Below are 22,205 nucleotides of genomic sequence, written 5' to 3'. Positions count from 1 at the left end.
TAAGTGTCTACTATTTGGGATTTTCCCTTTTATTTTAGTGTCTACTTTTATGGATCCCTTCTTCTAAATGTGTCTACCATTTGGGGTATATTTTACTTAGCCGCTTCAACGGCCTTCTGTTGTGCACCTTGCGCAAGCCCTTGCCGGAGACCTTCCTGTTTTGCAGCCCTGGTTATATCCCTGTCATGTAAATTCATAGCGGCGTAATCCCTCCTGAATTTTTCGTTGTCCTTTATCTGCTCAACCAGCGAGGACAGACGGTTTGTAAAGTCGTCTTCTCCTGGCTCGTTCGTGTGGATGAAGTGAAGAAAAGTTCTAACCTGCTCGTCTTTTTCTTCACTGTATGCACTTGCATTATAGATGACCTTCAAGGATTTGTCATTCAAATTTACTGCCGGATTCTCCAAACATGTGTTTTTGAACGTGTAACATGGGAGGCCGTAATACTTTTTCTGCTCGTCTTTGAACGGGTCGCGTTTGCAGATGAAGAGGATGTAACTGTCTTTCAACTCTGAATAATCCTGCCCCTTCATGAGACTGTCCATGTCTATCATCGACTGGTAATAGCGGGTGCGTTTGCCAAGTGCGTCCTGCGGGTAGGATTGCATCTCTACATCTATGATTTTGTCCGTGTCCTTTAGATACACGTCTAGCCGGACTCCCTTCGTTGTGTAATACGGTGCGATTGTCTTTTCCAACTCAGGGTATTCGATGTGGTTTACTTGTATGTGCAGAAGCCGCTCAACAAGCTCCGCGCAAATCTCCGGATTCCGCAAGACTTCCTGGAACATGCCATCGTCCATAAAAGTCAATTCGTCAACAGGTTTTGGTTTGAAAATGCTTTCTGTCATAGAAACTCCCATAAAAGTGTATTTGAGAAAGAAAGAATCCGTGTGCGGCCGATCACAAATGTTCTTCTAATTCTCATATATATTTATTTCCAAAAAAATTCGATTTTCGGCAATGTAAAACAGAAAAAGTCAGAAAAATCCAAAAAAAAATTGGCAGATTGATGTGGTGAAGGATAGCCTTTAGTGTCAACAGAATCGCAAGTAGGAAATAAAAAGTTCAGCCCCAGTTGTCACAATTTCGTGGCTGGGGCTGCTTTTTTTGCTTTGATAGAAGTTTTGTTTTTGGAAAATTTATTTTGCGGTGGCCGGTTCGCGGTTAAGTTCTTCTTTTAATGCAAGTACTTGCTCCAGAGGAAGTGAACAGCCTTGTGATACAGTTTCCGCAGTAACTCCGAGTTTTAGCAAATTCTTCGCGTTTTCAATGGAGGCAGCTTCCTTGCCATACTCAACGCCATCTTCAAAGCCCTCGGCACGGCGGTTACGGTCATAGTCTTCCTGATTGAATTCTGTGAGAAGGTTTCCGACAATGTTCATCCGCTGCTCCTTGAAATAGCCCTCCTGCGCATAGTCGCAGGAGAGTTTTTTGTTAATGCATAATTAAGATTTCGTCCTTGAGCGCCAGCACCTGTTCCAATGGCAAGGAACAACAGTCGGCAATTTCTTCAGCAGAAAGTTTGTTGAGTTTGAGCAAGTTCTTCGCGTTGGAAATGGTAGCTTGTCGTTCACCATACTCCACGCCGTCTTCAAATCCTTCGGCACGGCGGTTGCGGTCATAGTCTTCCTGATTGAATTCTGTGAGAAGGTTTCCGACAATGTTCATCCGCTGCTCCTTGAAATATCCGTCTAGAAAATTGCCCTTGATGGCAAAGTCCACGGCCTCGTTGATTGCGTCTTCCGGTTTCATTCTCTTGTCGAGGTTCGCCTTTACGCGGTCAACGAAGACACAGTAATGATACAACGACTCGCACTTTTTTTGAAGACTTTCGTTGTGATTTTTGTTGATGTTGATTACGGTTGCCGTCCATTCGAACTCTCTGCTCTCATCTTTGAGCTCAAATAATTCGGAAAGCCTGTATTTTACGATGTCGTCTTGTTCCTGCTTTCCGTTGTAGAAGACGACAAATTTTGGGGAAGGTATCTTGATTCTAGTCCGTCCGAAAATATCCAGATTCCGTTTGGCGACTTCCTTCTGATAAAGCTGGGAGAAGTAAATCAGCCCTCTGAGCGGCATGTTGGGATTGACCGTGGACTGCTGCTCAAAGAGGTGCATCTCCGAGTTTATCAGGAAGGATAAGTCATTCTTCATGGTGACGTAAATGACGTCGTCAATCGTGGTGATTTCTAGAGCTGAAATGTCGGTGTAGTTTTTGTCGCTAAGTGCGTTGTAAAGCGAGAGAAGCCAGCGCTTACTTCTGTCATCTTTTCCGCTGTAAATCGATCGGAAGAGAGTGTCACGAAATGTTCTTTTCGTTGCGTCAATGCCCGGCAGGGTAGTTGATTTTATTTTAGCCATCTTCTCCTGCATTTTCGTTCGATTCTTCTTGATTGCCTTTGTTTTCTTTTTCATACGAACTCCTTTGGATTAATGTGTGTAAGCTCTTTTTTCTTACACATATTAATTGTCTTTAAAAGTGAGTTTTCGGCAGTCCAAATCGAAAAAAGTCAGAAAATTCCAAAAAAAATCGGATGATTTTTAGTTTTTTTGCTATAATCATTTGGAAAATGAAAAAAATATTTGTTTTGCTGGCTTTTTTTCTTTCGGGGCTTTGCTTTGCTCAGGGGAAATATCCTGTTGGGGAGAAAATTGAGATGGATTTGAACGACGAACTTGAATCTTCTTTCTATATAATTGAAATATCTGATGAACTTTTTGCCCGTATGCAGGGAAAGTCTTTTAAGGCTGACTGCACAATTCCGCGCTCGGAGCTCCGCTATCTTCATGTACTCCACAAGACTTTGGACGGAGCGACAAAAGAGGGCGAGCTTGTCTGCAACGTTAAAATCGCGGACCTTCTTCTGGGGATTTTCAAGGACTTGTATGCGGCCGGCTATCCAATCGAAAAAATGCGTCTTGTGGACGAGTATGATGCGGACGACGAAAGAAGCATGAGCGACAACAATTCTTCCTGCTTCAATTTCCGCTTTATTTCCCACACGACGACTGTATCAATGCACGGAGCGGGGCTGGCGATTGACATCAATCCTCTCTACAATCCCTACTACAAGCTTGTGAAGGGCAAGCCCAGCATTGAGCCTCTTAACGGTGCGCCTTATCTTGACCGCAGCAAAAATTTTCCATATAAGATTGACCACAATGACCTGGCCTACAAGCTTTTTACAAGCCGGGGTTTTGAATGGGGCGGCGACTGGAAGGGCGTAAAAGACTGGCAGCACTTCGAGTTTATCAATTAAAGGGGGAAAGCCTTCCCCCTGGTTCGCACTCTGGAAGCTTTGCTTCCGGCATTGCTCACACACCCCCTTCAGCGGGGCAAGTTTACCTGCTTTGCGGCCCCGCTACGCCCCGATTTTTCTAATTGTAGAAATCTTCAAAATTTGATAAAATCTCCTTAATTATTTTTTATCCGTCTGCTCCACGCCAGGGGTGGATGAAAGGAGAATTAAAAATGGCAAAAAATGAAAAGGTTGTGGCTGATCCACACGCATGTACTTTGGACAAAATCATTTCACTCTGTAAGCGACGCGGTTTTGTATATCAGGCTTCCGAGATTTACGGAGGACAGGCTGGTGCATGGGATTACGGCCCGCTCGGTGTTGATTTCAAACGCAATATTCAGAACGCATGGTGGAAGGAAATGACCCAGCTCCATGATGATGTTGTTGGTCTTGATTCCGCAATTTTCCAGCATCACACAACATGGAAGGCTTCTGGTCACGTTGACCACTTCTCAGATCCGATGGTTGACTGTCTTGAGTGTCAGGCCCGCCACCGCGCAGATAAATTGATCGAAGATTTCGTTGCCGCAAATCCGGACAAAGATCCTGGAAAACCAGTTGATACAATGACTCACGAAGAAATGAAGGCATATATCGATGCCAACATCAACTGTCCTACATGTAAAAGCGAGAACCGCAAATATACAGCTGTCCGCGAATTCAACCTCATGTTCAAGACATATCAGGGCCCAATCGCAGATGAATCACACCTTATCTATCTCCGCCCGGAGACTTGTCAGGGTATCTTCACAGATTTCAAGAGCATCGTTCAGTCAAACCGCATGAAAGTTCCTTTTGGCGTTGCTCAGGTTGGTAAATCATTCCGAAACGAGATTATTTTCAAGAACTTCATTTTCCGTACCTGCGAATTCGAGCAGATGGAAATGGAATATTTCTGTAAGCCTGGAACAGAGGACGAGACTTTCGAGCGATGGAGAAAAGACCGCTGGAATTTCTACCTCAAGTACGGTATCGCAGAAAAGAACCTCAAGTGGCACCACCACGACAAGCTCGCTCACTACGCAAAAGACGCTTACGACGTTACATACAACTTCCCGATTGGCTTCGAAGAGGTTGAGGGCATCCACTCTCGCACAGACTTCGACTTGAGCCAGCATCAGGAATATTCTAAAAAGGACATGAGCTATATCGATCAGGAAGACGGAAACAAAAAGTTCATTCCTTACGTAATCGAAACTTCTGCAGGTCTCAACCGCAACTTCCTCATGTTCCTCTGTGAAGCATACGAAGAAGAAAACGTCGGCAAGGACGGAAAAGAAGACTACCGAACTGTCCTTCACCTGCATCCGAAATTGGCTCCAATCACAGTTGCAGTTCTTCCATTGATGAAGAAAGATGGTCTTGCTGAGAAAGCTAAGGAAATCCAGCACGCCCTCAAGGAAGACTTCGTAACTGACTACGATTTGAGCGGAACAGTTGGTAAACGCTACCGCCGCCAGGATGAAGTCGGAACACCGTTCTGCGTTACTGTTGACTACGACACAATCAACGAAAAGAACGACGACGGCTCTGTAAACAACAACTTCGGCACAGTTACAGTCCGATTCCGCGACAGCATGGAGCAGGAGCGCGTAAAGATTGAAGATCTCCACGCATTTCTCACAAAAGCAATCAAGGAATACAAGCCCGTAAATCGCTAATCTATGGACTATATCGCTTTGGGTAAGTCAAATCTTCTTGTTTCTCGGACGGCGTTTGGTGCGCAGGGAATCGGGGGAATTGACGACCCGGAGACAGCATTCCAGATGATTCGCATGGCCTATGAAGACGGCGTGAACTTTTTCGATACTTCAACTAAGGCACCGGAAAGCGAACGTCGTCTTGGCAAGGCCTTGAGCGATGTGCGTGAAAACGTATTTATCGCTACAAAAAGCTCTCCCCGCAATGGTGGCGAGCTTGCAATTGATATTGATGTAAGCCTTCGCAATCTCGGCACTTCTTACATCGACCTTTACCAGCTCGAAAATCCTGAAAACCTTCCCAAAATCAATGACGGCACTGAAATAATCGAAAAACTGATTGAATTAAAGTCTTCGGGTGTCGTGAGGCATTTCGGCATCGTAACGGATTCCATGGATGTCGCCGAGCGTGTCCTTTATTCTGATGCGGGCTGGGAGACGATTCAGTTCCCCTTTAACATGCTTTGTCCTGAGAGTGTGGAAGAACTCACACGAAGATTTTACGAAAAGGACATTGGCTTTATCGCGATGCAGCCTTTGTGTGGCGGCGTAGTAACGAACCTGCCGCTCGCCCTGGGCTATTTCCTGCCTTTTGAAAACGTAGTCCCAGTCTGGGGAGCCAGAAGTCTGGACGAACTCCAGCAAATCCTCTACTTCACAAAAAATCCGCCGCGTCTTGACGAACAGTTCTACGAAGAAGCTGATAAAATAAGACAATTTTTCAATTAATATAAGCCTGGACGCCTTTGAGCTCGTCTTTGTTGAGGACGCGGACAATCTTATTCTTGTCGTTGTCTGTGATAATCGTTTTTGGATTTCCGCTTTCATTCTTTTCGCCGACCAGCTCAACAATCGGTAATCTTGGATCCGACGGATTGCTTTCTGCAACCTGGGCGATTTTTCCGTTTGAGAGATAAACGTAAGTTCCAATCGGGAAGAGGGAAACTGCCGTAACCAAGGCTTTGATTACAACGTCGTCATAGCGCTTGTCTTTGTTCATAAGAAGCTCGATTGTAGCCTCGTAAAGTGAGCGCGCTTCCTTGTAGTGACGCGGAGAAGTAATTGCCTCGTAGCTGCATGCGACCGAAAGAATCTTGCCGTAAGCCGAAATCTTGTTGCCTGTAAGTCGTCGCGGATAACCCTGGCCGTTTTCGCGTTCGTGGTGCTCCAAAACTGCAACCTGAATCGGAAGCGGGAATTCGAGTTCCTTGACGATATTGAAGCCCAGGACCGTGTGGGTTGCCAGAAGATTTCTTGCCTGTGGTGAAAGGGCCTTGTTCGTGAGGTAAAGCTGGGGCGGAAGTTTAATCTGGCCGATTTCGTGAATTATTGCCGCAACACCAAGGTCAATCAGCTTCTGCATAGGCATGTTGATCTGCAATGCAATTACAATCGAAAGAATTGTCGAGCGCAGACAGTGGCTTGTAAGGAAGTTTTTGTCCAGCTTGTGCTCTTCGCTAGGCTGAATGCGGAGAAGATATTTTTTGTTTGCCTTGACGAATTCGATGAGCAGCGAGATTGACTCGGAAAGCTCGCCGATTTTCATTTCCTTGTGAGTGACGTAGCGGGTGAAAACGTGCTGGGTGTAATCCATAAATTCGTTATAGACTGTCAGAACGTTTTCCATGCGGTTTTTATTTGGATTATTCTTGATTTCGAGATTTATTTTTGAGAGAGTTTCCTTGAGTTTTGCGTTGAGGGCGTTTGACTTGTCCTTGTATTCGTCGTTCAGTGTGTCCAGAAGGTCGAGGTCAACATTTTCAAATTCTGCCGGTGGAGCTGAGGGTGCGTCTGTGTTTACAACTACTTTTGGCTTTGTATCGATTACTTCAGCGGATTCAGAATAAAGGGTTTTGAAGCCCCATTCAACGAGACGTCCCTGAAGGGCTTTGCTGAAACCGATATTTTGGTCGAGAACTATAAAATGTTTGTCGAGGATAAGCGGAGCGCCAAAGCGTTGCCCATCCGATAATTCTGCTACATTAAACGAAGTCATAGAAATCTCCAGCTATAATATCGGCAGAAAATGTGAAAAACTTGAATTAAAATGGAGAAAGGTAAAAATCCGGCGAAAAAAAAGACAAAAAGCCTTACACGCTCTTTGTCTTTCAAAATCATGGAGACCGAAAATGTTGCTCACTTGCATTTCACAGCTACAAGGAGCCTTCATTTTTCGCGGCACAGGGTGTCTGGATGTTACGTTCTTTTGACAGCGGACGAACACATCCTGTACTGCACGGTACAATAATATTTTCGGATATTTGTCAGGGGAACTTTAGGAAAAAAAATGAAAATTGAAAAGGGAAAAGGTGCTTTTAGCCCAGAAGATTCTGGTATTGGGCCACGCTGTTCATCAGTTCCTTGTAAATCAGGCGGGATTTTTGCAGGGATGACTTGATTTCGTCTGCCAGAGGCGGGAGATTTTGGAAAAGTTCAGAAAGGCGTTTTTCGCTTGGAAAGACCAGAGATGCGATTTCCTTGTACTCGGAGTGGAGGATTTTTGCGTCGATTTTTTCAAGCTCAGGCAGGGCTTTTTGGGGCACAGCGGATTTTATGCCGTCATCAGCGAGCCGGAAGCCTTTTTTGGCGGTGGCGTAAAGTTCTTCGAGACCGGATTTGAGGTTTGAGAGGGCAGTGGTGAAGAATGAGTTTGAAGTTGAAGTTTTCCGCGGCTCAGGCACAGCCTTCGCCGAGACTCGCTCAAAACCTGTCTCACAGGTTTTGCCGGCTCCGCCGTCGCTCCCTACCCTTTCTACAGGGGTATTTACCCCCGTACCCCCCTTGCTGTTCAGAAATTCCTTTTTTTGCTCGGATTTTTCAGGGCGGGAAAGAATTGTGTCCATGCTTGCGATCTGGAATCCCGGGATTTTGAGTGATTTATTTGAGAGAGTGTAGCTTTTTATTGAGTCTTTGAATTCTTCCTGCTTGCTTTCGAACCACCAGGCGAACATCTTCATTTTGCTGTCGGTCAGAATTGGCCGTCCTTCGTAGTCTGATTCCTGGCTCATGCCTGCTCCGAAGAGAATCTGGGAGCCTTGTTTTTCGGCGGTTAAAAGACGCGTGGATTTTGTGTGAATCGCTTCTTCAAAAGTGGAGCCTTTGATGTGTGTCTGAAAACCCGGGTATCCCAAATCGAGGCCTGCGCAGAAAATTTCTTTTGCTCCGATAAAGCGGGCAAAATCCCAGGCTGTCGTTGAGACTGAGCCGCCTGCTACAAGTTCTCCCTTGCTGCCGATTTGCTTTTCGATGTACTGACCCAGCGGGAAAAGCGAGGCGCACATGACGATTTTTTTGCACTCAAAGCGAAAAACTGCGGGATAAGCCGCGCTTTCTGTAATCAGAATGCTGGAAGGGCTTTTGAGGCCCGCGATGTGTCTGTAAGCGTAATATTGAGGGTCGGCGAGAATCACAAAATCCGGCTCTACTCCTGCCCTTAGACAGGCTCGCAAAGCTGTGTCCACGGCGATTAAAATTGACCGCTTTTTTAGTTCTGCAAGATGGGGCAGGGCTTCTTCGAGAGTTGGACCAGCCGCTAGAATTACGCACGGTAAATCTTTTGGGCAAGAATCTTTGTAAATATTTACGCCGTCTGTCTCTGCAAGAAAATGCAGGTTCCGGCAGGTGTTTTTTAGCCAGAGCTTTGAGAACTTTTCGAGGGTGGATGCGTTTATTTCGACCTTGCGCTTGTTGCGCTCAATCAGCGAGCGGAGGGCCTGAAAGTAGTCGGCTGCGTGCTGGCTCTGGGCTGCATTTTCACAAATCGCCGTGTGCTTTAATCCTGCTGTATGCTCAATCAGGCTTACAACGCTGTCGATTCCTGTTCCCAGCGCAATGATGAAATTCGCGTGTTTAAAAAGAGGCTCCCAGTCGACGAGGGAAAGTGCCGTAAAAAAATATCGCGGATCTGATTCGACTATTATAATCGTGTCATTTGGGTAAAGGTTTGCGTATGAAATCGGGGCATAGCCAAGTCCGCAGGAGAAAAATGCCGCAGAATAAACTTCGGTCAGCGAGGACTTTGCCGTTTTTGCCGCCTGTTCCGCCTCACGAAGGGGATTGTAGGCTGAGTGAAGGAATTTTCCGCCCTCTTTTGCCGTGGGGCAGTTTGATTTGGACGGAAGGATTTCAATCGGTGCGATAAGGTGATCTGGAATGTCGTCCGGAATGTCAGCTTCGCTTTGAAGGGAGAACATTTTTGCCAGATTGGGGAAGCGGCCCATGAAGAGACGAAGATTTTTATTCCAGATAGAGTTCAATTTCCATGTTCTCCGTGATTGGCGTTCCTGCCGGCGGCTCCTGATTCTTGACCCAGCCGTCGCCGTTGATTTTTATCCTAATGTTCCTGTAATTGAGAAGGGGGAGCAGCTGTCTTTTTGAGACTCCGTGGAAGTCTGGCACGGTTCCTTCGAGGACGATTGGCTTGGTGCCAGCGATTGAGACTGAGCCCGGGTGAGCGAGGCTTGAAGCCTTGCCTCGTGCCATTCCCAGATGGTCGATGATGACGTCGGCTGCCTTTGCGATTACCGGGGCTACGATTCGGCCTGCGTAAGTTTCTCCCTTTGCCTTTTCGATTACGATGTAGAGAATGATTTCCGGGTTTTCAATCGGGAAAATGGCCATACAGTTGGAAACGAAGTCTGTTGTTGAGTAGGCGCCTGTGTTGGGGTCTGCCATTTGAGCCGTACCGGTTTTTACGCCCAAAGAAACGTCCTTGAGGTCTGCCCTGTGGCCGGTTCCGCTTGTTGCGACTGTTTCCATGCATTCGAGGATGTAGTCAGTTGTTGATTTTTGGAAAACCCTGTCTCGGAGAATAGGCGTGTGAACAAATTCTTCCTTGCCCTCGAAATCCGTGATTTTATTGACGAAGCTGAGCTGAACCGGCACGCCGTTGTTTGCGATTGCCGTTGCCGCCTGAACCATCTGCAGGGCACTTACAGTGATTTCCTGACCGATTGCGATTGTTGGCTTTGAGCGGGCTGACCAGAGGCGATCGTTCGGGTTGCGCAGAACTCCCGGAGTTTCGCCGGATATTTCCGTGCCCGGCTTTTCACCGAATCCGAGCTGGTGGAGTTTTGCAAGGAAGGGCTCTGAGTCAATCTTTTCGCTCATCTGGGCCAGTGCATCGTTGCAGGAATATTTGAGGGCCTCGCGGGCAGTTTCCCATCCGTGGTGGTCGAGACAGGTGATTCTGATTGTCTCACGGCCGGTCTTTTTTGAGAAAATGCCGTCGCAGAGGAAAATGTCTTTTGTGGTGATTGAGCCAGTGTCAATGAATGAAGCAACCGAGAAAATCTTGAAGACTGAGCCCGGCTCGTAGCTGTCGCTGGCAGGCTTGTTTTTAAGCTCTGTTTTTGATGCGCTTGAAAAGTCATTGAGGTTGGCGGAAGGCAGGCTGATGTAAGAAAGGACTTCGCCGGTTTTTGCTTCGGCCGCAATCAGCATCATTGACTCAGCCTGAGTGTCTTCCATTGCCTCATGGGCGATTTTTTCGAGATTTGACTGCAAGTTTGCGTCGATTGTGAGATAGATGTTCTTGCCCTGGACGACGGATTCTCCATCAGTTTGCGGTGGAAAGAGGGTGTCTTCCATGGAATATTCGATTCCGGCCAGACCTTTGCCTTCCTTGCCGACAAAACCAATCAGCTGGCTTGCAAGTTCGTTTTCCGGGTAAACGCGGCCCTGCAGCTTGTCGAATTTTACGACTGAAGAAAAACCGTTGTGGCTGCAGGCCTTGCGTAATTCTGCGTAAGTGTTTGAGTCTATATTTTTTTTGATGTATGTGAATGATGAATTTTCTGATTTTGAAATAAGGGCGAGGATTGAAGATTCGCTTTCGTTGATGATTGGTGCGATGACTTCCGCGAAATTTTCCTTGTTCTTGATTGACTGGGGCGAGGCTCCAAAGTCGTAGAAGGCAGCCGGAACAGCCAGAGCCTTTCCGTTCCTGTCCAGAATTGAACCGCGCTGAACTTCGGTGAGCTCCGTGAGAGGGGCTGGCGGCTCAGTGAAAGCAAAAAATCCGTATTCAACGATGACATAAGCTGACAAGAGGACTGCACAGACAATCAGAAAAATGAGAGGGCCTTTTTTGATGTAGCCGTTTACTTGCATAAAACCTTTCCAAGAATATTTCGCTCAGAGACGAATCCGTAAGTGCGGGAATCGACCGAAACTTCGTGATTGTCACCGATTGCGAGAATGTAGCCCTGAGGCACGCTGGCAGAATCTTTGAGCTTGAGATATTGAATCTGACTCAAAGGAATCGAAAAATCTCCTGCCTTTAAAATATAATTATAATCGCTATTGCTTAAAATTTCTAGTTTATCTCCACCGAGAGCGATACATCTTTTTACAACTATTTTATTGTTATACAGATAGATGACCACATCCCCGCGCTCAGGCCCCTTCCACTGGAGCAAAAGTTTTTCTCCGTAGGGCTGGGCGATTCCGTAAGCGCATTTTGAGACGAAAAGCCTCTCTCCGTCTTTGATGGCCGGATACATTGATTCGCCTGAAACCGTGAGGATTTCAAAGACAAAGAGCTTGAGCAGCAGGCCCAGGATAAGCCCCAGACAGACAATGAGACAGAGAATTTTATTTGATTTTGAAAAATGAATTCTTTCGGGTAAATTTTCCATTTTCAGCTTTCAACTTTCAATTTACTTCTAATTTACTACTTTTTTTCTTCCGATAAAAGACTTATGGAGATAATTAGTTTCGTTGGCTCTTCGGCGGCCGTTAAAAAAAGTTATTCTAGCTCAAATTTTACTCTTCCCCGAATTTCAAAGGTTCAGAAAAAAAATCCTGTGCATAAGTCTCCTGAAATCGTGGTCGCACTGGACAAGGCCTATTCAAAAACTGAAAGGCAGTTTACCGTCGCTGGAATTTCCAAGATTCTCTCAATTTTCGTTCTCTTTGCATTTCACCTGATTGTGCCATATACGGTTTTCAATCTTCTTTCTTTTGTTGACAATCACACGACTTCAATCGTTTTTGACTCAAATTCTGATTATGAATACGAGGCTTTGAGCGGTGCCATGTCCCGCTTTGCCATGTACGACACTCTGGCTGACAATGTTGATGAAAACGGCAACGTTCTTTCTGAGGACGGCTCGATTCTTACGGCTGCCAGCGTTGGAATCGGCGAAAAGGTCACTTTCCAGAATTATACCGTAAAGGCCGGAGACTCAATCAGCACGATTTCCCGAAAATTTGGTCTTTCAAACATTTCGACCCTGATTGCAGTCAATGACATTTCAAACGTGCGTACTCTCCGTTCAGGTCAGAAACTGAGGATTCCTTCGACTGACGGACTTGTCTACAAGGTTCAGGCCGGAGACTCACTCAATTCTCTTTCAGTAAAATATCATGTCAGCGTTGAGGAAATCCTGGATGCAAACGACCTTTCAAGCGACACACTTGCAAAGGACATGGCTCTTTTCATTCCAGGCGCAAAAATGGACACAAACCAGCTCAGAAAGGCTATGGGCGAACTTTTCTCATATCCGATTAAGGCTGCATGGCGGCTCACATCAAGATTCGGTCCGCGTTCTGACCCCTTTACAGGCGTTGCTTCAAATCACACTGGAATTGACATGGCTTGTCCTACAGGAACTCCGATTCGCGCTGCAATGAGCGGTCGTGTAGCTTACGTCGGCTGGTCAAATATCTTCGGAAACTACATAATCATCAATCATGGCGGCGGTTATCAGACACTTTACGGCCACATGTCTCAGACTCTGGCTAAAAAAGGACAGGCTGTTGACCAGAGCACGAAAATCGGTCTCGTCGGTTCGACAGGATATTCAACAGGCCCTCACCTTCATTTTACGGTTTACAAAAATGGAAACCTCGTGGACCCATTAACATTGCTGAAACGCTAAAGTGGTGTTAAAATATGGAAGAGGTTTTTATGGATTTTGTATGCGTCTGTAACAATTGTGGAAAGACAATCGAACGTGAATTCCATTACTGCCCCTGGTGCGGTAAAGAAAACGTTGAGCCAAGTGATGCTTCTGTTCTCGAAAATGTATTCGCTCAGCTTGAGGTAAAGCAGGCCAACGACAGGAATTCCCGCATCAAAAAAATCGAAAGCAAAATCGCCGAAATTGAAAAAGGGTTAAATGAATTAGGAATTAGCAATTAACAATGAGTAATTGGACGAAGCGAATCTTTTTTATTTTTTCATTTCTCCTTGCTAATTGCTCATTGCTCACTTCCTTACACGCACAAGTCAAATTTGAAAATCCCCAGATAAATGCAGACAGCAAGTTTTTGTTTACAGTCAGTCACAATCTGGGCGGAACCATTCCCTATAAAACGCTTTTTCTTGCTGATGCCACAAAGACTGAAGCCACCAAAATAATCACCTGCTTTCCTGAGCGCATGGAAATGCTGGCGGGCGGCTCTGTCCTGCAAGTTCGAAACCGCTATGGCTCAGCCCGATATTCTGTTGCCGATTCCACTTTAAGCTGGATCAGCCGTGAAGATTCAATTCCTGCCGATGCAAAGGCCATGCTGCCCCAGGCTGTGAGCCCGGACGGAAAATGGGCCTGCTTTGTCAAAAAAACTGATGCCGCGACCGGAAAGCTCTACCTTAAAAACATGTCCACTCTCGAAGAATTCCTTCTCAACGATAAGTGCGACTTCGATTTTGATGAGGTTCCTGCAAAATGGGCTGGAGACGGAAGCGTCTTTGTCTACGAAAAGGCGGGAAACCTTTACTTCGGCGACCCAAAGGCAGTTTATCAAAAGGTTCAGATGGACGAAGAATTCCGCAAGATAGGCGAGGGCACAATCAACTGCGTCACCTGGGCTTCTTCAAAATACCTCATCTACATCAACCGGGATTTAGTCTATAAAATCAGCGCCAAGGAACTTTACACCCGCACCCTTTATTCCCAGATGGTCGGAATCGGAATCGTAATCGGCCGCCTTCCGCTTGGATTCGACGGCCGCAAGGACAAATTCTGGGTCAACCCGTTCATAAATCAGATTGTCACAATCAATTCAAATTCAGTGATTTCAAGCTACCGGGTTAATGGAACGGCATCTTCTTATCTTACAAGCGTTTATTCAAAGCCCTTCAAGGACATCAAGGGCTCTCCTGTTGACTACGACGTCTTTTTCTGTACCGACGGCAGCCAGGTTCTCTGGGTCAATTTAATCGGCCTGGAGGACGGAAAACGCAATTCCACGGTTTACAGGCTTTCTGACGAACTCAAGGAACTCAACCGGGTCGAAAATGCAACCCATCCCCTTCTTTCTCCTGACGGGCGCAAGGTTGTCTTCGCTTCTCAAAAACTTGCCTACATCTACGATTTGGGTTCTTGGCTTGAACTGGGGCGTCTTGGCGGTGAGTCAGTTTACTCATATGTCTGGGGAAGCAATTCTCTTCTATATATAGGTGGTGAATCCACAGTGCGCGAGTGGAAGCTTGGAGAAAACAACCGCTTTGCAAATACAGGCCGGGTTCTCTTCCTTTCTGCGGCTCAGGCTGCTTTCTGGAAGCCCAATGCCGAGAATATAGTCTGTGCCCAGAGCGCAGGCAACAAGGCCACTTTCTACGACTACGATTCCTTCAAAAATGTCTGGCAGGCCAGCGTGGAAGATACCCGAACTTCATTTGAGTACATGAAAAAGGCTGAGGTTTCAGTCTACGCCGTTCAGAATGCAAAATATCGTGTTTACACAGGCCTCACGGATAACAAGCTTTTTGAAAACGCCCTTTATATCCGCAATTTTGCTGGCAGCGGCACTTCATACGCAGTTTACCCGGAGACGGTAAAGCCGGGCGACGAGCGCAAAAAAATTGCCCTGGTTTTCGATGCCCTGGATTCAGCTGACGGACTCACCCACATTCTTGCGGTGCTGGCCGGCTACAATATCAAGGCAACTTTCTTTTTGAACGGAGAATTTATCCGCCGCTATCCTCTGGAGTGCAAGCAGATTATTGAAAGCGGACACGACTGCTGCTCAATGTATTTTTCAACGGCTGATTTGACCGAAAAGGGCTTTATCATAAACGAAGAATTTATCCGCCGGGGACTGGCCCGCAATGAGGATGAATTCTACGCGGCGACTGGCCGGGAACTTTCCCTCATGTGGCATGCTCCCTTCTACAAGGCTAACCGTGAAATCAAAAAGGCCGGAGAGGCGAGCGGCTACCGTTACGTTGAGGCTGGCCGTCTTGCCCTGGACACTTACACTCTGGAAAAGGCCGCTGACGGCAAAAAGTGGTATTTGGGCGCAAAGGATCTGGTCAAGCTTTACGTTGATGCCGCCGAACCAAATATGATTATTCCGATAAATGTCGGTCTTTCTGCCGGAACCCGCACAGATTATCTTTACGAAAAGCTTTCCCTCTTGATTGGAGATTTTTTGGATTTGGGCTACGAATTCACTCTCGTCCGAAATATAAAATAGAAAATTAATTCACGACTGGGAGCCATTTTTGGACTGTCATCCCATAATTTCTTTGCCCTGCAAACTCACTTTTATTTTTTTTGATTTACGAAAAATCCTGTGGTAAAATGAATTCCAGAGGTGAACTCGGATATGAAAAAGTTTTTATCTAATTTGTTTTTGGGGATGCTCTTTTTCGTGGCATCTTTTGGTCTTTCTGCACAGACTCGGACTGTTGATGTCTGGGACTTCGGCGGCGTTGAAGAAAGTGATGCGCAAAATCATATTGCAATTTCTGACATTGAAGGCCTGGAAGAACTTGGCGATGACGGCAAATTTACCGGTCCAAGTGAGTACACTTTCGGCGATCTGACTTTCAAAGTTGATAAAAATGACCGTGCCTACAATTCCGGGGCAAAAAATGCAGGTTCACAGAGCTACGTTCACACCACTTTTGATGACGGCTACGAGTCAAACGGTGTCTGGTACTGCAACGGCAAGGGCGGCGAAAACAAGCGCTACCTGCTTTTGGAGAATGTCAGGGCTGGCGACCTCGTTACTTTTTATGCCCAGACAAGCAACGGCGGCGACGAAAAGATTCATTTTTCTTCACTGGACGAAGAGGGCGAGCGTGACGACATTCAGGATGAAGTCGATTCAATCACAAACGAGGCAAAAATTTATTCATATATCGCGCTTTCTTCAGGCTCTTACAAAATCTACTGCGATGCAAGCGTAGGAAAGCCGGTTTATTTCCGGGTTAAGCGAGAGCGCGGCGTTCAGGTTTCCGGCAACCTTTCTTCACTTCCTGCCGGAGAGCCTGAGCTCAAATTCATCCTCCGCGAAAAAAATCTTGAATTCAAGGCAAAGATTTCCGGAAAGAGCTACTCGGTCGGTCTTCCTGCAGGCTATTCTTTTGTTGCGGCTCTGGGCGGAATCAAGGGCTATGGCGTCAGAAAAGACTCTAAAATCCTTGAAATCGATGCAAAGGCCTCATCAGAGTTAAAAAAGGACATTGCAATTGCCGAGCAGACAAGCTTCCCGATTTCAGGCAAAATTTCCGGTTTCAATATGGGCTTTGCTCCAAAAGCAGGCTCGAAAGTCCTTCTTACCCCGGAAAAAAATCCTTCGGCCCTGCCGGTTGAACTTTCCATCAAGGCCGAGAACGGTGAGTATTCTTATTCCGGTGAAATTGAACCTTCCGTTTTCTACACAGCAAGTCTTTATGATATAAATGATTACGAAATTACAAGCGATTCTTCATTTGAGGGAAGCTCATCTTTTGAAAAGGACATTACTGTTGCAGCCCGAAAAACATACGACGTTTCAGGAAAATTCTTCGGCGAAATCAAGGAATTCCCTAAGTCAGTTCAGTTCAAGAATATTGCAGACGGCTACATCTATGACGGCCGGGTTTCAACCTTAAACTACTCGGTTGAGCTTCGCGAGGGCGTTTACGAGGTAATCTGTGAAACTTCAATCGCCCGCACGGTCAATCACATTGTCGTAGAAAAGGCTCCTGTAATCAAAGATATTAAAATGTCACTCAAGCAGGACACAATCCGTCCTCTCCCGCCCAAAAAAGAACTCTGGGTTGGACCAAAACGCGGTCAGTATCCTAGCGTTGCAGAAGCTGTTGCGGCGGCAAAGGCCATGAATCCCCTTCAGGAGCGCGACCGAATCACAATCATGATTACTCCGGGTGTCTACAGAAATCAGCTGATTGTTGACGTTCCTTACATCACACTCAAAAATGCTGACCCGACAAAAGAAGTCAAAATCACCTGGTACTACGGAATCGGCTACAAATATTATTCTGCTGACGAAAACGGCTGGTACAACGAGGACCTGGCCTACGACAAATTTGCCAAAAAAACTGTCGCAAAATGGGGCGGGGCAACTTACATCAAGAGCGTGGCAAAGGCTTTCCACGCCGAGGGCATCACATTCGAAACTTCTTTCAATAAATATGTTACTGACGAGGAAATTGCCGATGGAGTTGAGTGCGAGGGCTTTGATTTCGTCCGCAAGCTCAATTCTGATGTGCGCTCAAAGGCTGCGACCGAGCGTTCTTGCGCGATTCTTGTTGAGGGCGACGAGGCAGAATTCTTCGACTGTAAATTCCTGGGAAGTCAAGACACCTTCTACACCGGTTCAAAAATCAAGGGCTATCTGAGAAAGTGCTTTATCGAGGGAAACACTGATTTTATCTTCGGCGACGGTAATTTTGTCTTTGAAAACTGCGAGATTCGTTTTGCGGGCTATTCTGACAGGGCCAGCGCTGGCTACATTACTGCTGCCCGGACAGAAGCTGAGGCCAAGGGCTATCTTTTCCTCAACTGTCTTATTTCAAATGACTCAAATGCCTTTAATGCAGCCGGATATTTCGGCCGTCCGTGGGGAAAGGATGCCGCTGTTGCCTGGGTCAACACTGTTTACGGCTCAGAAGACGTAATCACTCCGGTCGGCTGGACTGACATGAGCGGAAACAAGCCTGAAGATGCAAGATTCCGCGAGATTAACACGACTTGGGCTGGAAATGCAGTCAAAACTGACGAGCGTACAAAGGACACGATTCCTCAGATTACAAAAGATTTCGTCATGAAGGTTTATCTGGGTCAGTGGAAGCCTGAATTCTACACTGAACCAAAGCCTGCCAAAATCAAGGCAAAAAAGCCTGTCTTTACAAGCGATGACGATCTTAATCTGGTTTATCCGGGCCACACAATGACAGTCAATTATACTCTCGGAACTGCTGATGCCGATGACATGTCCCTCATCAAGTGGTACCGGGACAAGGACGGAAAATCGACCCTGGTAAAGCAGACTACAGGCTACGGCGACAAAACTTATCTGATTCAGTCAGAGGATGCCGGCGGTTCAATCCGCTGCCTCATCATTCCTCAGATTCGAAGCGGAGACAGTGCAAAGCCGATTGAGGTCAAGCTCGACAAAAAAATCAACGAAGGATTTTCTATTCCTGCAAATGCAATCGCTGACAGGGCCCGCGTAAATGGTGCGGTAAATGTTTTCCTCGCTTCGGACTCAACCTGTAAGGATTACAGCGCGCTTGGAATGTGGACTGAAGGCAAAATCCAAAAAGAAGGCGGCTGGGGCGAATTCCTGCCAGCTTACTTTAACGGCACGGTTTCCGTAAAAGATTATGCCAACGGCGGACGCTCAAGCCGAAGCTTTATCAACGAAGGCCTGCTGGACAAAATCGAAGTGAATATTTCAAAGGGCGACTATCTTTTCATTCAGTTCGGTCACAATGACTGTGCAAATGCCGCAGGTTACCTTGATGAGCGCTATGTTCCTCTTGGCCGCCCAGACAAAAAAGGCATTTATCCTGTCGTTCCGGGCAAAAAGGACGAAACTCCTGCTAACTACAAGGCCAAATACGGCGAAACTTTCTATTCTTATGACTGCGGCGGAACTTACAAATGGTATCTTTTGCAGTTCATCGAAGTGGCTAGAAAGGCTGGGGCAACTCCTGTTCTTGTAACTCCGGTTTCAAGGCTTTACTACACTTCTGACGGAAAAATCCGCCCTCACCACGACTCAACCGACACAGGAACAGGCACTCAGACCACTGAGAACAACGCTTATGTTGAGGCCGTCCGTCAGCTGGCAAAAGAAGAAAAGGTGATTTTGATTGACGCATTCGAAATGACCAAGGCCCTGTACGAAAAAGCCTATGCCGACAAAAAGGACAATTCCGAGGCTCAAAAACTCATGTCCGAAGGCGACAGCACCCACAACAACAAGCTGGGAGCCTTTGTCATCGCAGGTCTTTTCGCAAAGGCAATCAAGGCCCAGATTCCGCCGCTGGCAAAAGGCGTAGTTAAGCCCGCAAAAGCAATCGGCGAAAATGCCGACGGCAATCTGACTTTCACTGTTGACAGCAAGGGCCGCTTCAATTGCGCAAGCGAATACTGGACGCTAAGCACCCAGAAGATGCTGGATTCCTTAAACAAATAGAACGAGCTAACTTTAACTGATTCTTATAAAAGAAACCGTGTTCCTTCTGAGAGCATGGTTTCTTTTTTTTAATTCTGTTATAATCTTTTCCATGGCACAGAATACAATCGGAACAATTTTTAAAGTAACAACCTTCGGCGAAAGTCACGGAGCAGGTTTGGGCTGCATCGTTGACGGCGTTCCTGCCGGAGTCAAAATCGACGAGGCACGAATCCAGGCTGCTTTGGACAGACGAAAGCCTGGGCAGAGTTTTGGCGGCAAGAACAATGCTTCCGTCACAGCCCGCAAGGAAGACGACAAGGCTCAGATTTTGAGCGGCATTTTTGAAGGTAAAAGCGAAGGTACTCCGATTGGAATCGTGATTCAGAACACAAGCCAGCATTCAAAGGATTACGGGAATTTGGCAACGACTTTCCGTCCGGGACACGCTGATTTTTCTTTCTATTCAAAATATGGTTTCCGTGACTATCGCGGAGGCGGACGATCTAGCGGTCGCGAGACTGCGGCCCGTGTTGCTGCCGGTGCCATTGCCCTTCAGGTACTCGAATCTTTGGGCGACATCAAAATCACTGCCTACACTGAGCGGGCAGCCGGCGTTTCAATAAACAAAGTTGATTTTTCTGAGATTGAGCAGAATGCCTTGCGAGCTCCTGACAATGAAGCCGCTGCCAAAATGAACGAAAAAATCGAAGAAATCCGTTCCAACAAAGACAGTGCGGGCGGAATCATTGCCTGCCGTGTTTCGGGGCTTCCTGCCGGACTGGGCGAGCCCGTTTTCGGAAAGCTTGATGCAGAGCTTGCCAAGGCGATTTTGAGCGTTGGAGCCGTCAAGGGAATTGAATTCGGTGCGGGTTTTGGTGCTGCGGATTTGACTGGCAGCGTAAACAATGACAATATGCGCGTGGACTCTGACGGAAAGGTCGGCTTTGAAAGCAACAATGCCGGTGGAATTATCGGCGGTATTTCAAACGGTAACGACCTCTTCTTCCGCGTTGCGGTAAAGCCTGTTCCGAGCATTTTCCAGAGCCAGAAGACAATCAGCGTGGACGAAGCTGGCATTTACAGCGACTGCGACCTTGTGATTGAAGGCCGCCATGACGTCTGCCTTTGCCCGCGAATCGTGCCTGTTATCGAGGCGATGACGGCGATTGTTCTGGCAGACCTTATGCTCCAAAACAGAGCAAGCAGAATCTAAAGCCTCCAGCTTACGAGGGCTCCAATGATTCGGCCGGGAAGGCTGGCTCTTTCGTAGGTGCGGTCGGCTACAAGAGGGACTGTCTCAAGGACTAAGTCTCCCAGCCTGTACTGAATCTGACCGTAGACTTTTCCCTGTTCGACACCGCCGTAGATGAATCTTGGAATATCCTCTCTTGCTTCTATGCATGCGGCGTCTTCGAGGGCTGTCTTGCCTCTTACATGAGGAACTGTGAGGGCCTTATTCCAGGCAGGAACCAGCCGCACGAATTTTCCGTTTGTGTTCTTTGAGCCGATTGCCGGAACCGCGTAGAATTCCGGGAGCTTTTGGGCCGGATTAAAGTCTGCGAAGTTCTGGAAAGCCCATTCCATCATTTCCGTGCCGTCGTGAACCCTGCCGGCATTACCCTGTTTTGAGCCGACTCCTGTTCCCATCATCGTGACTGAAATATAGCGCACTCCGTTTCGTTTTGCCGTGAGGGCGAGATTGTAGCGGCTTTCGTAGATGAAGCCTGTCTTGATTCCGTCACAGCCTTCCATTAATCCCAGAAGAGGGTTGGTGTTTTTCTGATAAATTGCAGTTGAGTCTCCCCGGTCTTTTTGCCATGAAGGGAGATTTTTACCCATGGGATATTTGATGCTCGGTGCTGAGTGAAATTCTTCGACCGACTGAGGAAAGCGCCTGATGTATTCGCAGCAGAAAGCGGCAAGTTCCCGGGCTGTTGTCAGGTTGTGCTCGTCGTAGCCGCTTGGCTCAACAAAGTGGGTGTGGGTCAGTCCGAGGGCGGCACATTCTTCGTTCATGCGCTCGACAAAAGCCTTTGTGCTGCCCGAAATGTAATCGGCTACGGCCAGGGCTGCGTCGTTTCCTGAGGCAACCGCAAGTCCCTTTAAAAGTTCACGCAAGGTGACAATCTGCCCCTGTCCCAAAAACATGAGGGAAGCATCTTTTGGCATGTTGATTGCCCAGCTTCGCTCCGGAAGGGGAACAACGTCGTCGAGGGAGATTTTTCCTTCTGCCGCATCCTTAAAGACAATGTACATTACGAAAAGTTTGGCGATTGAAGCCGGTGGAATGACTGCATCGGCATTTTTTTCGAAAAGAACGCAGCCGTTTGACGCATCGATAAGAATTGCCGAGCCGGCCCAGACGTCTAGCTTTGTATTTGGCATAGAATATGGAAGATTTTTGAGGATTGCCGTGCGTTCCTGGGGGTAAAGTTCGTTGAGAAGGGCGGAAAGCTCAACTTCCTGCTCCGGGGAAAGGGCTTTTGAGTTCTCAGTCTGTGTGAAGCTTGCGGAATAGCTGATTAATGCATAGCTTAAAATTGCAAGCACGATTACTGCGAATGAGGTGAGTACGAAAGTTTTTTCAACTGCGGAGAAAGAATTGAAAATCTGGAAAAAGTTCTGTTTTTTGGCGGATTTTTTTGCCTTTTTAGAAGAGAAAGAAGCCGCCGGGATTTCGTCCAGTTCTGAAATGAATTTTACTTTGGATTTTTTTTGTGGATTATCCAGTTTTTTTGCTTTTTTACTTCGCTCGTCGATGAATTCATCTGTTACATCATAAATTTCCATGGGCAGATTATAGCAGAAAATTTTAAGAATGGGAATTTGATGT

Annotated in this window: 16 protein-coding genes; 8 read left to right on the top strand and 8 right to left on the bottom strand. The window is 46.9% G+C overall.

Annotation, left to right across the window (positions count from 1 at the left end):
• Positions 1 to 92: 92 nt before the first annotated feature.
• The 3 genes from HNP76_RS09525 to HNP76_RS09515 form a co-directional block, all read right to left on the bottom strand.
• A complete protein-coding gene (locus HNP76_RS09525; protein WP_184659861.1) occupies positions 93 to 851 on the bottom strand; it encodes an Rpn family recombination-promoting nuclease/putative transposase in 759 nt (252 codons plus the stop codon).
• A 291-nt stretch (positions 852 to 1,142) separates the two neighbouring features.
• The gene (locus HNP76_RS09520; RefSeq protein WP_184659859.1) at positions 1,143 to 1,385 is read right to left on the bottom strand and encodes a hypothetical protein; all 243 of its coding nucleotides are present in this window, start codon (positions 1,383 to 1,385) and stop codon (positions 1,143 to 1,145) included.
• A 52-nt stretch (positions 1,386 to 1,437) separates the two neighbouring features.
• Positions 1,438 to 2,418 carry a hypothetical protein gene (locus HNP76_RS09515; protein ID WP_184659857.1) on the bottom strand — a complete coding sequence of 327 codons (981 nt, stop codon included), beginning with the start codon at positions 2,416 to 2,418 and terminating at the stop codon, positions 1,438 to 1,440.
• A 155-nt stretch (positions 2,419 to 2,573) separates the two neighbouring features.
• Here HNP76_RS09515 and HNP76_RS09510 point away from each other — a divergent pair, with 155 nt between their 5' ends.
• From HNP76_RS09510 to HNP76_RS09500, 3 genes are all read left to right on the top strand, one after another.
• Positions 2,574 to 3,263: a M15 family metallopeptidase gene (locus HNP76_RS09510; RefSeq protein ID WP_206173036.1), complete on the top strand. Its 690-nt coding sequence runs from the start codon at positions 2,574 to 2,576 to the stop codon at positions 3,261 to 3,263.
• 212 nt (positions 3,264 to 3,475) lie between these two features.
• Complete coding sequence (locus tag HNP76_RS09505; RefSeq protein WP_184659856.1) at positions 3,476 to 4,966, top strand: glycine--tRNA ligase; 1,491 nt, start codon at positions 3,476 to 3,478, stop codon at positions 4,964 to 4,966.
• Positions 4,967 to 4,969: 3 nt separating this feature from the next.
• Positions 4,970 to 5,734, top strand: coding sequence for an aldo/keto reductase (locus HNP76_RS09500; protein ID WP_184659854.1), 765 nt, complete (start codon positions 4,970 to 4,972; stop codon positions 5,732 to 5,734).
• On the opposite strand, the gene HNP76_RS09495 is transcribed toward HNP76_RS09500, so the two are convergent.
• The 4 genes from HNP76_RS09495 to lepB form a co-directional block, all read right to left on the bottom strand.
• On the bottom strand, positions 5,727 to 7,001 hold the full coding sequence (locus tag HNP76_RS09495) for an HD-GYP domain-containing protein (protein ID WP_184659852.1): 1,275 nt from the start codon (positions 6,999 to 7,001) through the stop codon (positions 5,727 to 5,729). The two genes, HNP76_RS09500 and HNP76_RS09495, sit on opposite strands and share 8 nt — an antisense overlap.
• Before the next feature lie 319 nt (positions 7,002 to 7,320).
• The gene (locus tag HNP76_RS09490; RefSeq protein ID WP_184659850.1) at positions 7,321 to 9,261 is read right to left on the bottom strand and encodes a motility associated factor glycosyltransferase family protein; all 1,941 of its coding nucleotides are present in this window, start codon (positions 9,259 to 9,261) and stop codon (positions 7,321 to 7,323) included.
• The gene (locus tag HNP76_RS09485; RefSeq protein ID WP_184659848.1) at positions 9,242 to 11,116 is read right to left on the bottom strand and encodes a PASTA domain-containing penicillin-binding protein; all 1,875 of its coding nucleotides are present in this window, start codon (positions 11,114 to 11,116) and stop codon (positions 9,242 to 9,244) included. The genes HNP76_RS09490 and HNP76_RS09485 overlap by 20 nt, the downstream gene beginning before the upstream one ends.
• Positions 11,107 to 11,643: a signal peptidase I gene (gene lepB / locus HNP76_RS09480; protein WP_184659846.1), complete on the bottom strand. Its 537-nt coding sequence runs from the start codon at positions 11,641 to 11,643 to the stop codon at positions 11,107 to 11,109. Before lepB ends, HNP76_RS09485 begins: the two co-directional genes overlap by 10 nt.
• A gap of 63 nt (positions 11,644 to 11,706) precedes the next feature.
• Between lepB and HNP76_RS09475 the strand changes: the two genes are divergently transcribed.
• The 5 genes from HNP76_RS09475 to aroC all read left to right on the top strand — a co-directional run bounded on the left by HNP76_RS09475 (position 11,707) and on the right by aroC (position 20,585).
• Positions 11,707 to 12,888 (top strand): peptidoglycan DD-metalloendopeptidase family protein, encoded by a 1,182-nt coding sequence (locus HNP76_RS09475; protein ID WP_184659844.1) that lies wholly within the window; start codon positions 11,707 to 11,709, stop codon positions 12,886 to 12,888.
• A 29-nt stretch (positions 12,889 to 12,917) separates the two neighbouring features.
• Entirely contained in the window at positions 12,918 to 13,151 is a 234-nt protein-coding gene (locus HNP76_RS09470; RefSeq protein WP_184659842.1) for a zinc ribbon domain-containing protein, read from the top strand.
• 62 nt (positions 13,152 to 13,213) lie between these two features.
• Entirely contained in the window at positions 13,214 to 15,430 is a 2,217-nt protein-coding gene (locus tag HNP76_RS09465; RefSeq protein WP_184659840.1) for a polysaccharide deacetylase family protein, read from the top strand.
• Positions 15,431 to 15,562: 132 nt separating this feature from the next.
• Positions 15,563 to 19,390, top strand: coding sequence for a pectinesterase family protein (locus HNP76_RS09460; protein ID WP_184659838.1), 3,828 nt, complete (start codon positions 15,563 to 15,565; stop codon positions 19,388 to 19,390).
• 91 nt (positions 19,391 to 19,481) lie between these two features.
• Positions 19,482 to 20,585, top strand: a complete 1,104-nt coding sequence (aroC, locus tag HNP76_RS09455; protein WP_184659836.1) for a chorismate synthase — start codon at positions 19,482 to 19,484, stop codon at positions 20,583 to 20,585.
• Here aroC and HNP76_RS09450 read toward each other — a convergent pair.
• On the bottom strand, positions 20,582 to 22,162 hold the full coding sequence (locus tag HNP76_RS09450) for a D-alanyl-D-alanine carboxypeptidase family protein (protein ID WP_184659834.1): 1,581 nt from the start codon (positions 22,160 to 22,162) through the stop codon (positions 20,582 to 20,584). The two genes, aroC and HNP76_RS09450, sit on opposite strands and share 4 nt — an antisense overlap.
• Positions 22,163 to 22,205: the final 43 nt, after the last annotated feature.

The sequence above is a fragment of the Treponema ruminis genome, assembly GCF_014201975.1.
Classification (GTDB): Bacteria; Spirochaetota; Spirochaetia; order Treponematales; family Treponemataceae; genus Treponema_D; species Treponema_D ruminis.
Note: the sequence above shows the minus strand (reverse complement) of the source record. Positions and strands in the feature narration are given on the sequence as shown.

Coding starts and splice junctions, on each gene's coding strand:
- HNP76_RS09525 (WP_184659861.1), bottom strand. CDS start 851: ATGACAGAAAGCATTTTCAAACCAAAACCTGTTGACGAATTGACTTTT.
- HNP76_RS09520 (WP_184659859.1), bottom strand. CDS start 1,385: ATGAACATTGTCGGAAACCTTCTCACAGAATTCAATCAGGAAGACTAT.
- HNP76_RS09515 (WP_184659857.1), bottom strand. CDS start 2,418: ATGAAAAAGAAAACAAAGGCAATCAAGAAGAATCGAACGAAAATGCAG.
- HNP76_RS09510 (WP_206173036.1), top strand. CDS start 2,574: ATGAAAAAAATATTTGTTTTGCTGGCTTTTTTTCTTTCGGGGCTTTGC.
- HNP76_RS09505 (WP_184659856.1), top strand. CDS start 3,476: ATGGCAAAAAATGAAAAGGTTGTGGCTGATCCACACGCATGTACTTTG.
- HNP76_RS09500 (WP_184659854.1), top strand. CDS start 4,970: ATGGACTATATCGCTTTGGGTAAGTCAAATCTTCTTGTTTCTCGGACG.
- HNP76_RS09495 (WP_184659852.1), bottom strand. CDS start 7,001: ATGACTTCGTTTAATGTAGCAGAATTATCGGATGGGCAACGCTTTGGC.
- HNP76_RS09485 (WP_184659848.1), bottom strand. CDS start 11,116: ATGCAAGTAAACGGCTACATCAAAAAAGGCCCTCTCATTTTTCTGATT.
- lepB (WP_184659846.1), bottom strand. CDS start 11,643: ATGGAAAATTTACCCGAAAGAATTCATTTTTCAAAATCAAATAAAATT.
- HNP76_RS09475 (WP_184659844.1), top strand. CDS start 11,707: ATGGAGATAATTAGTTTCGTTGGCTCTTCGGCGGCCGTTAAAAAAAGT.
- HNP76_RS09470 (WP_184659842.1), top strand. CDS start 12,918: ATGGATTTTGTATGCGTCTGTAACAATTGTGGAAAGACAATCGAACGT.
- HNP76_RS09460 (WP_184659838.1), top strand. CDS start 15,563: ATGAAAAAGTTTTTATCTAATTTGTTTTTGGGGATGCTCTTTTTCGTG.
- aroC (WP_184659836.1), top strand. CDS start 19,482: ATGGCACAGAATACAATCGGAACAATTTTTAAAGTAACAACCTTCGGC.
- HNP76_RS09450 (WP_184659834.1), bottom strand. CDS start 22,162: ATGGAAATTTATGATGTAACAGATGAATTCATCGACGAGCGAAGTAAA.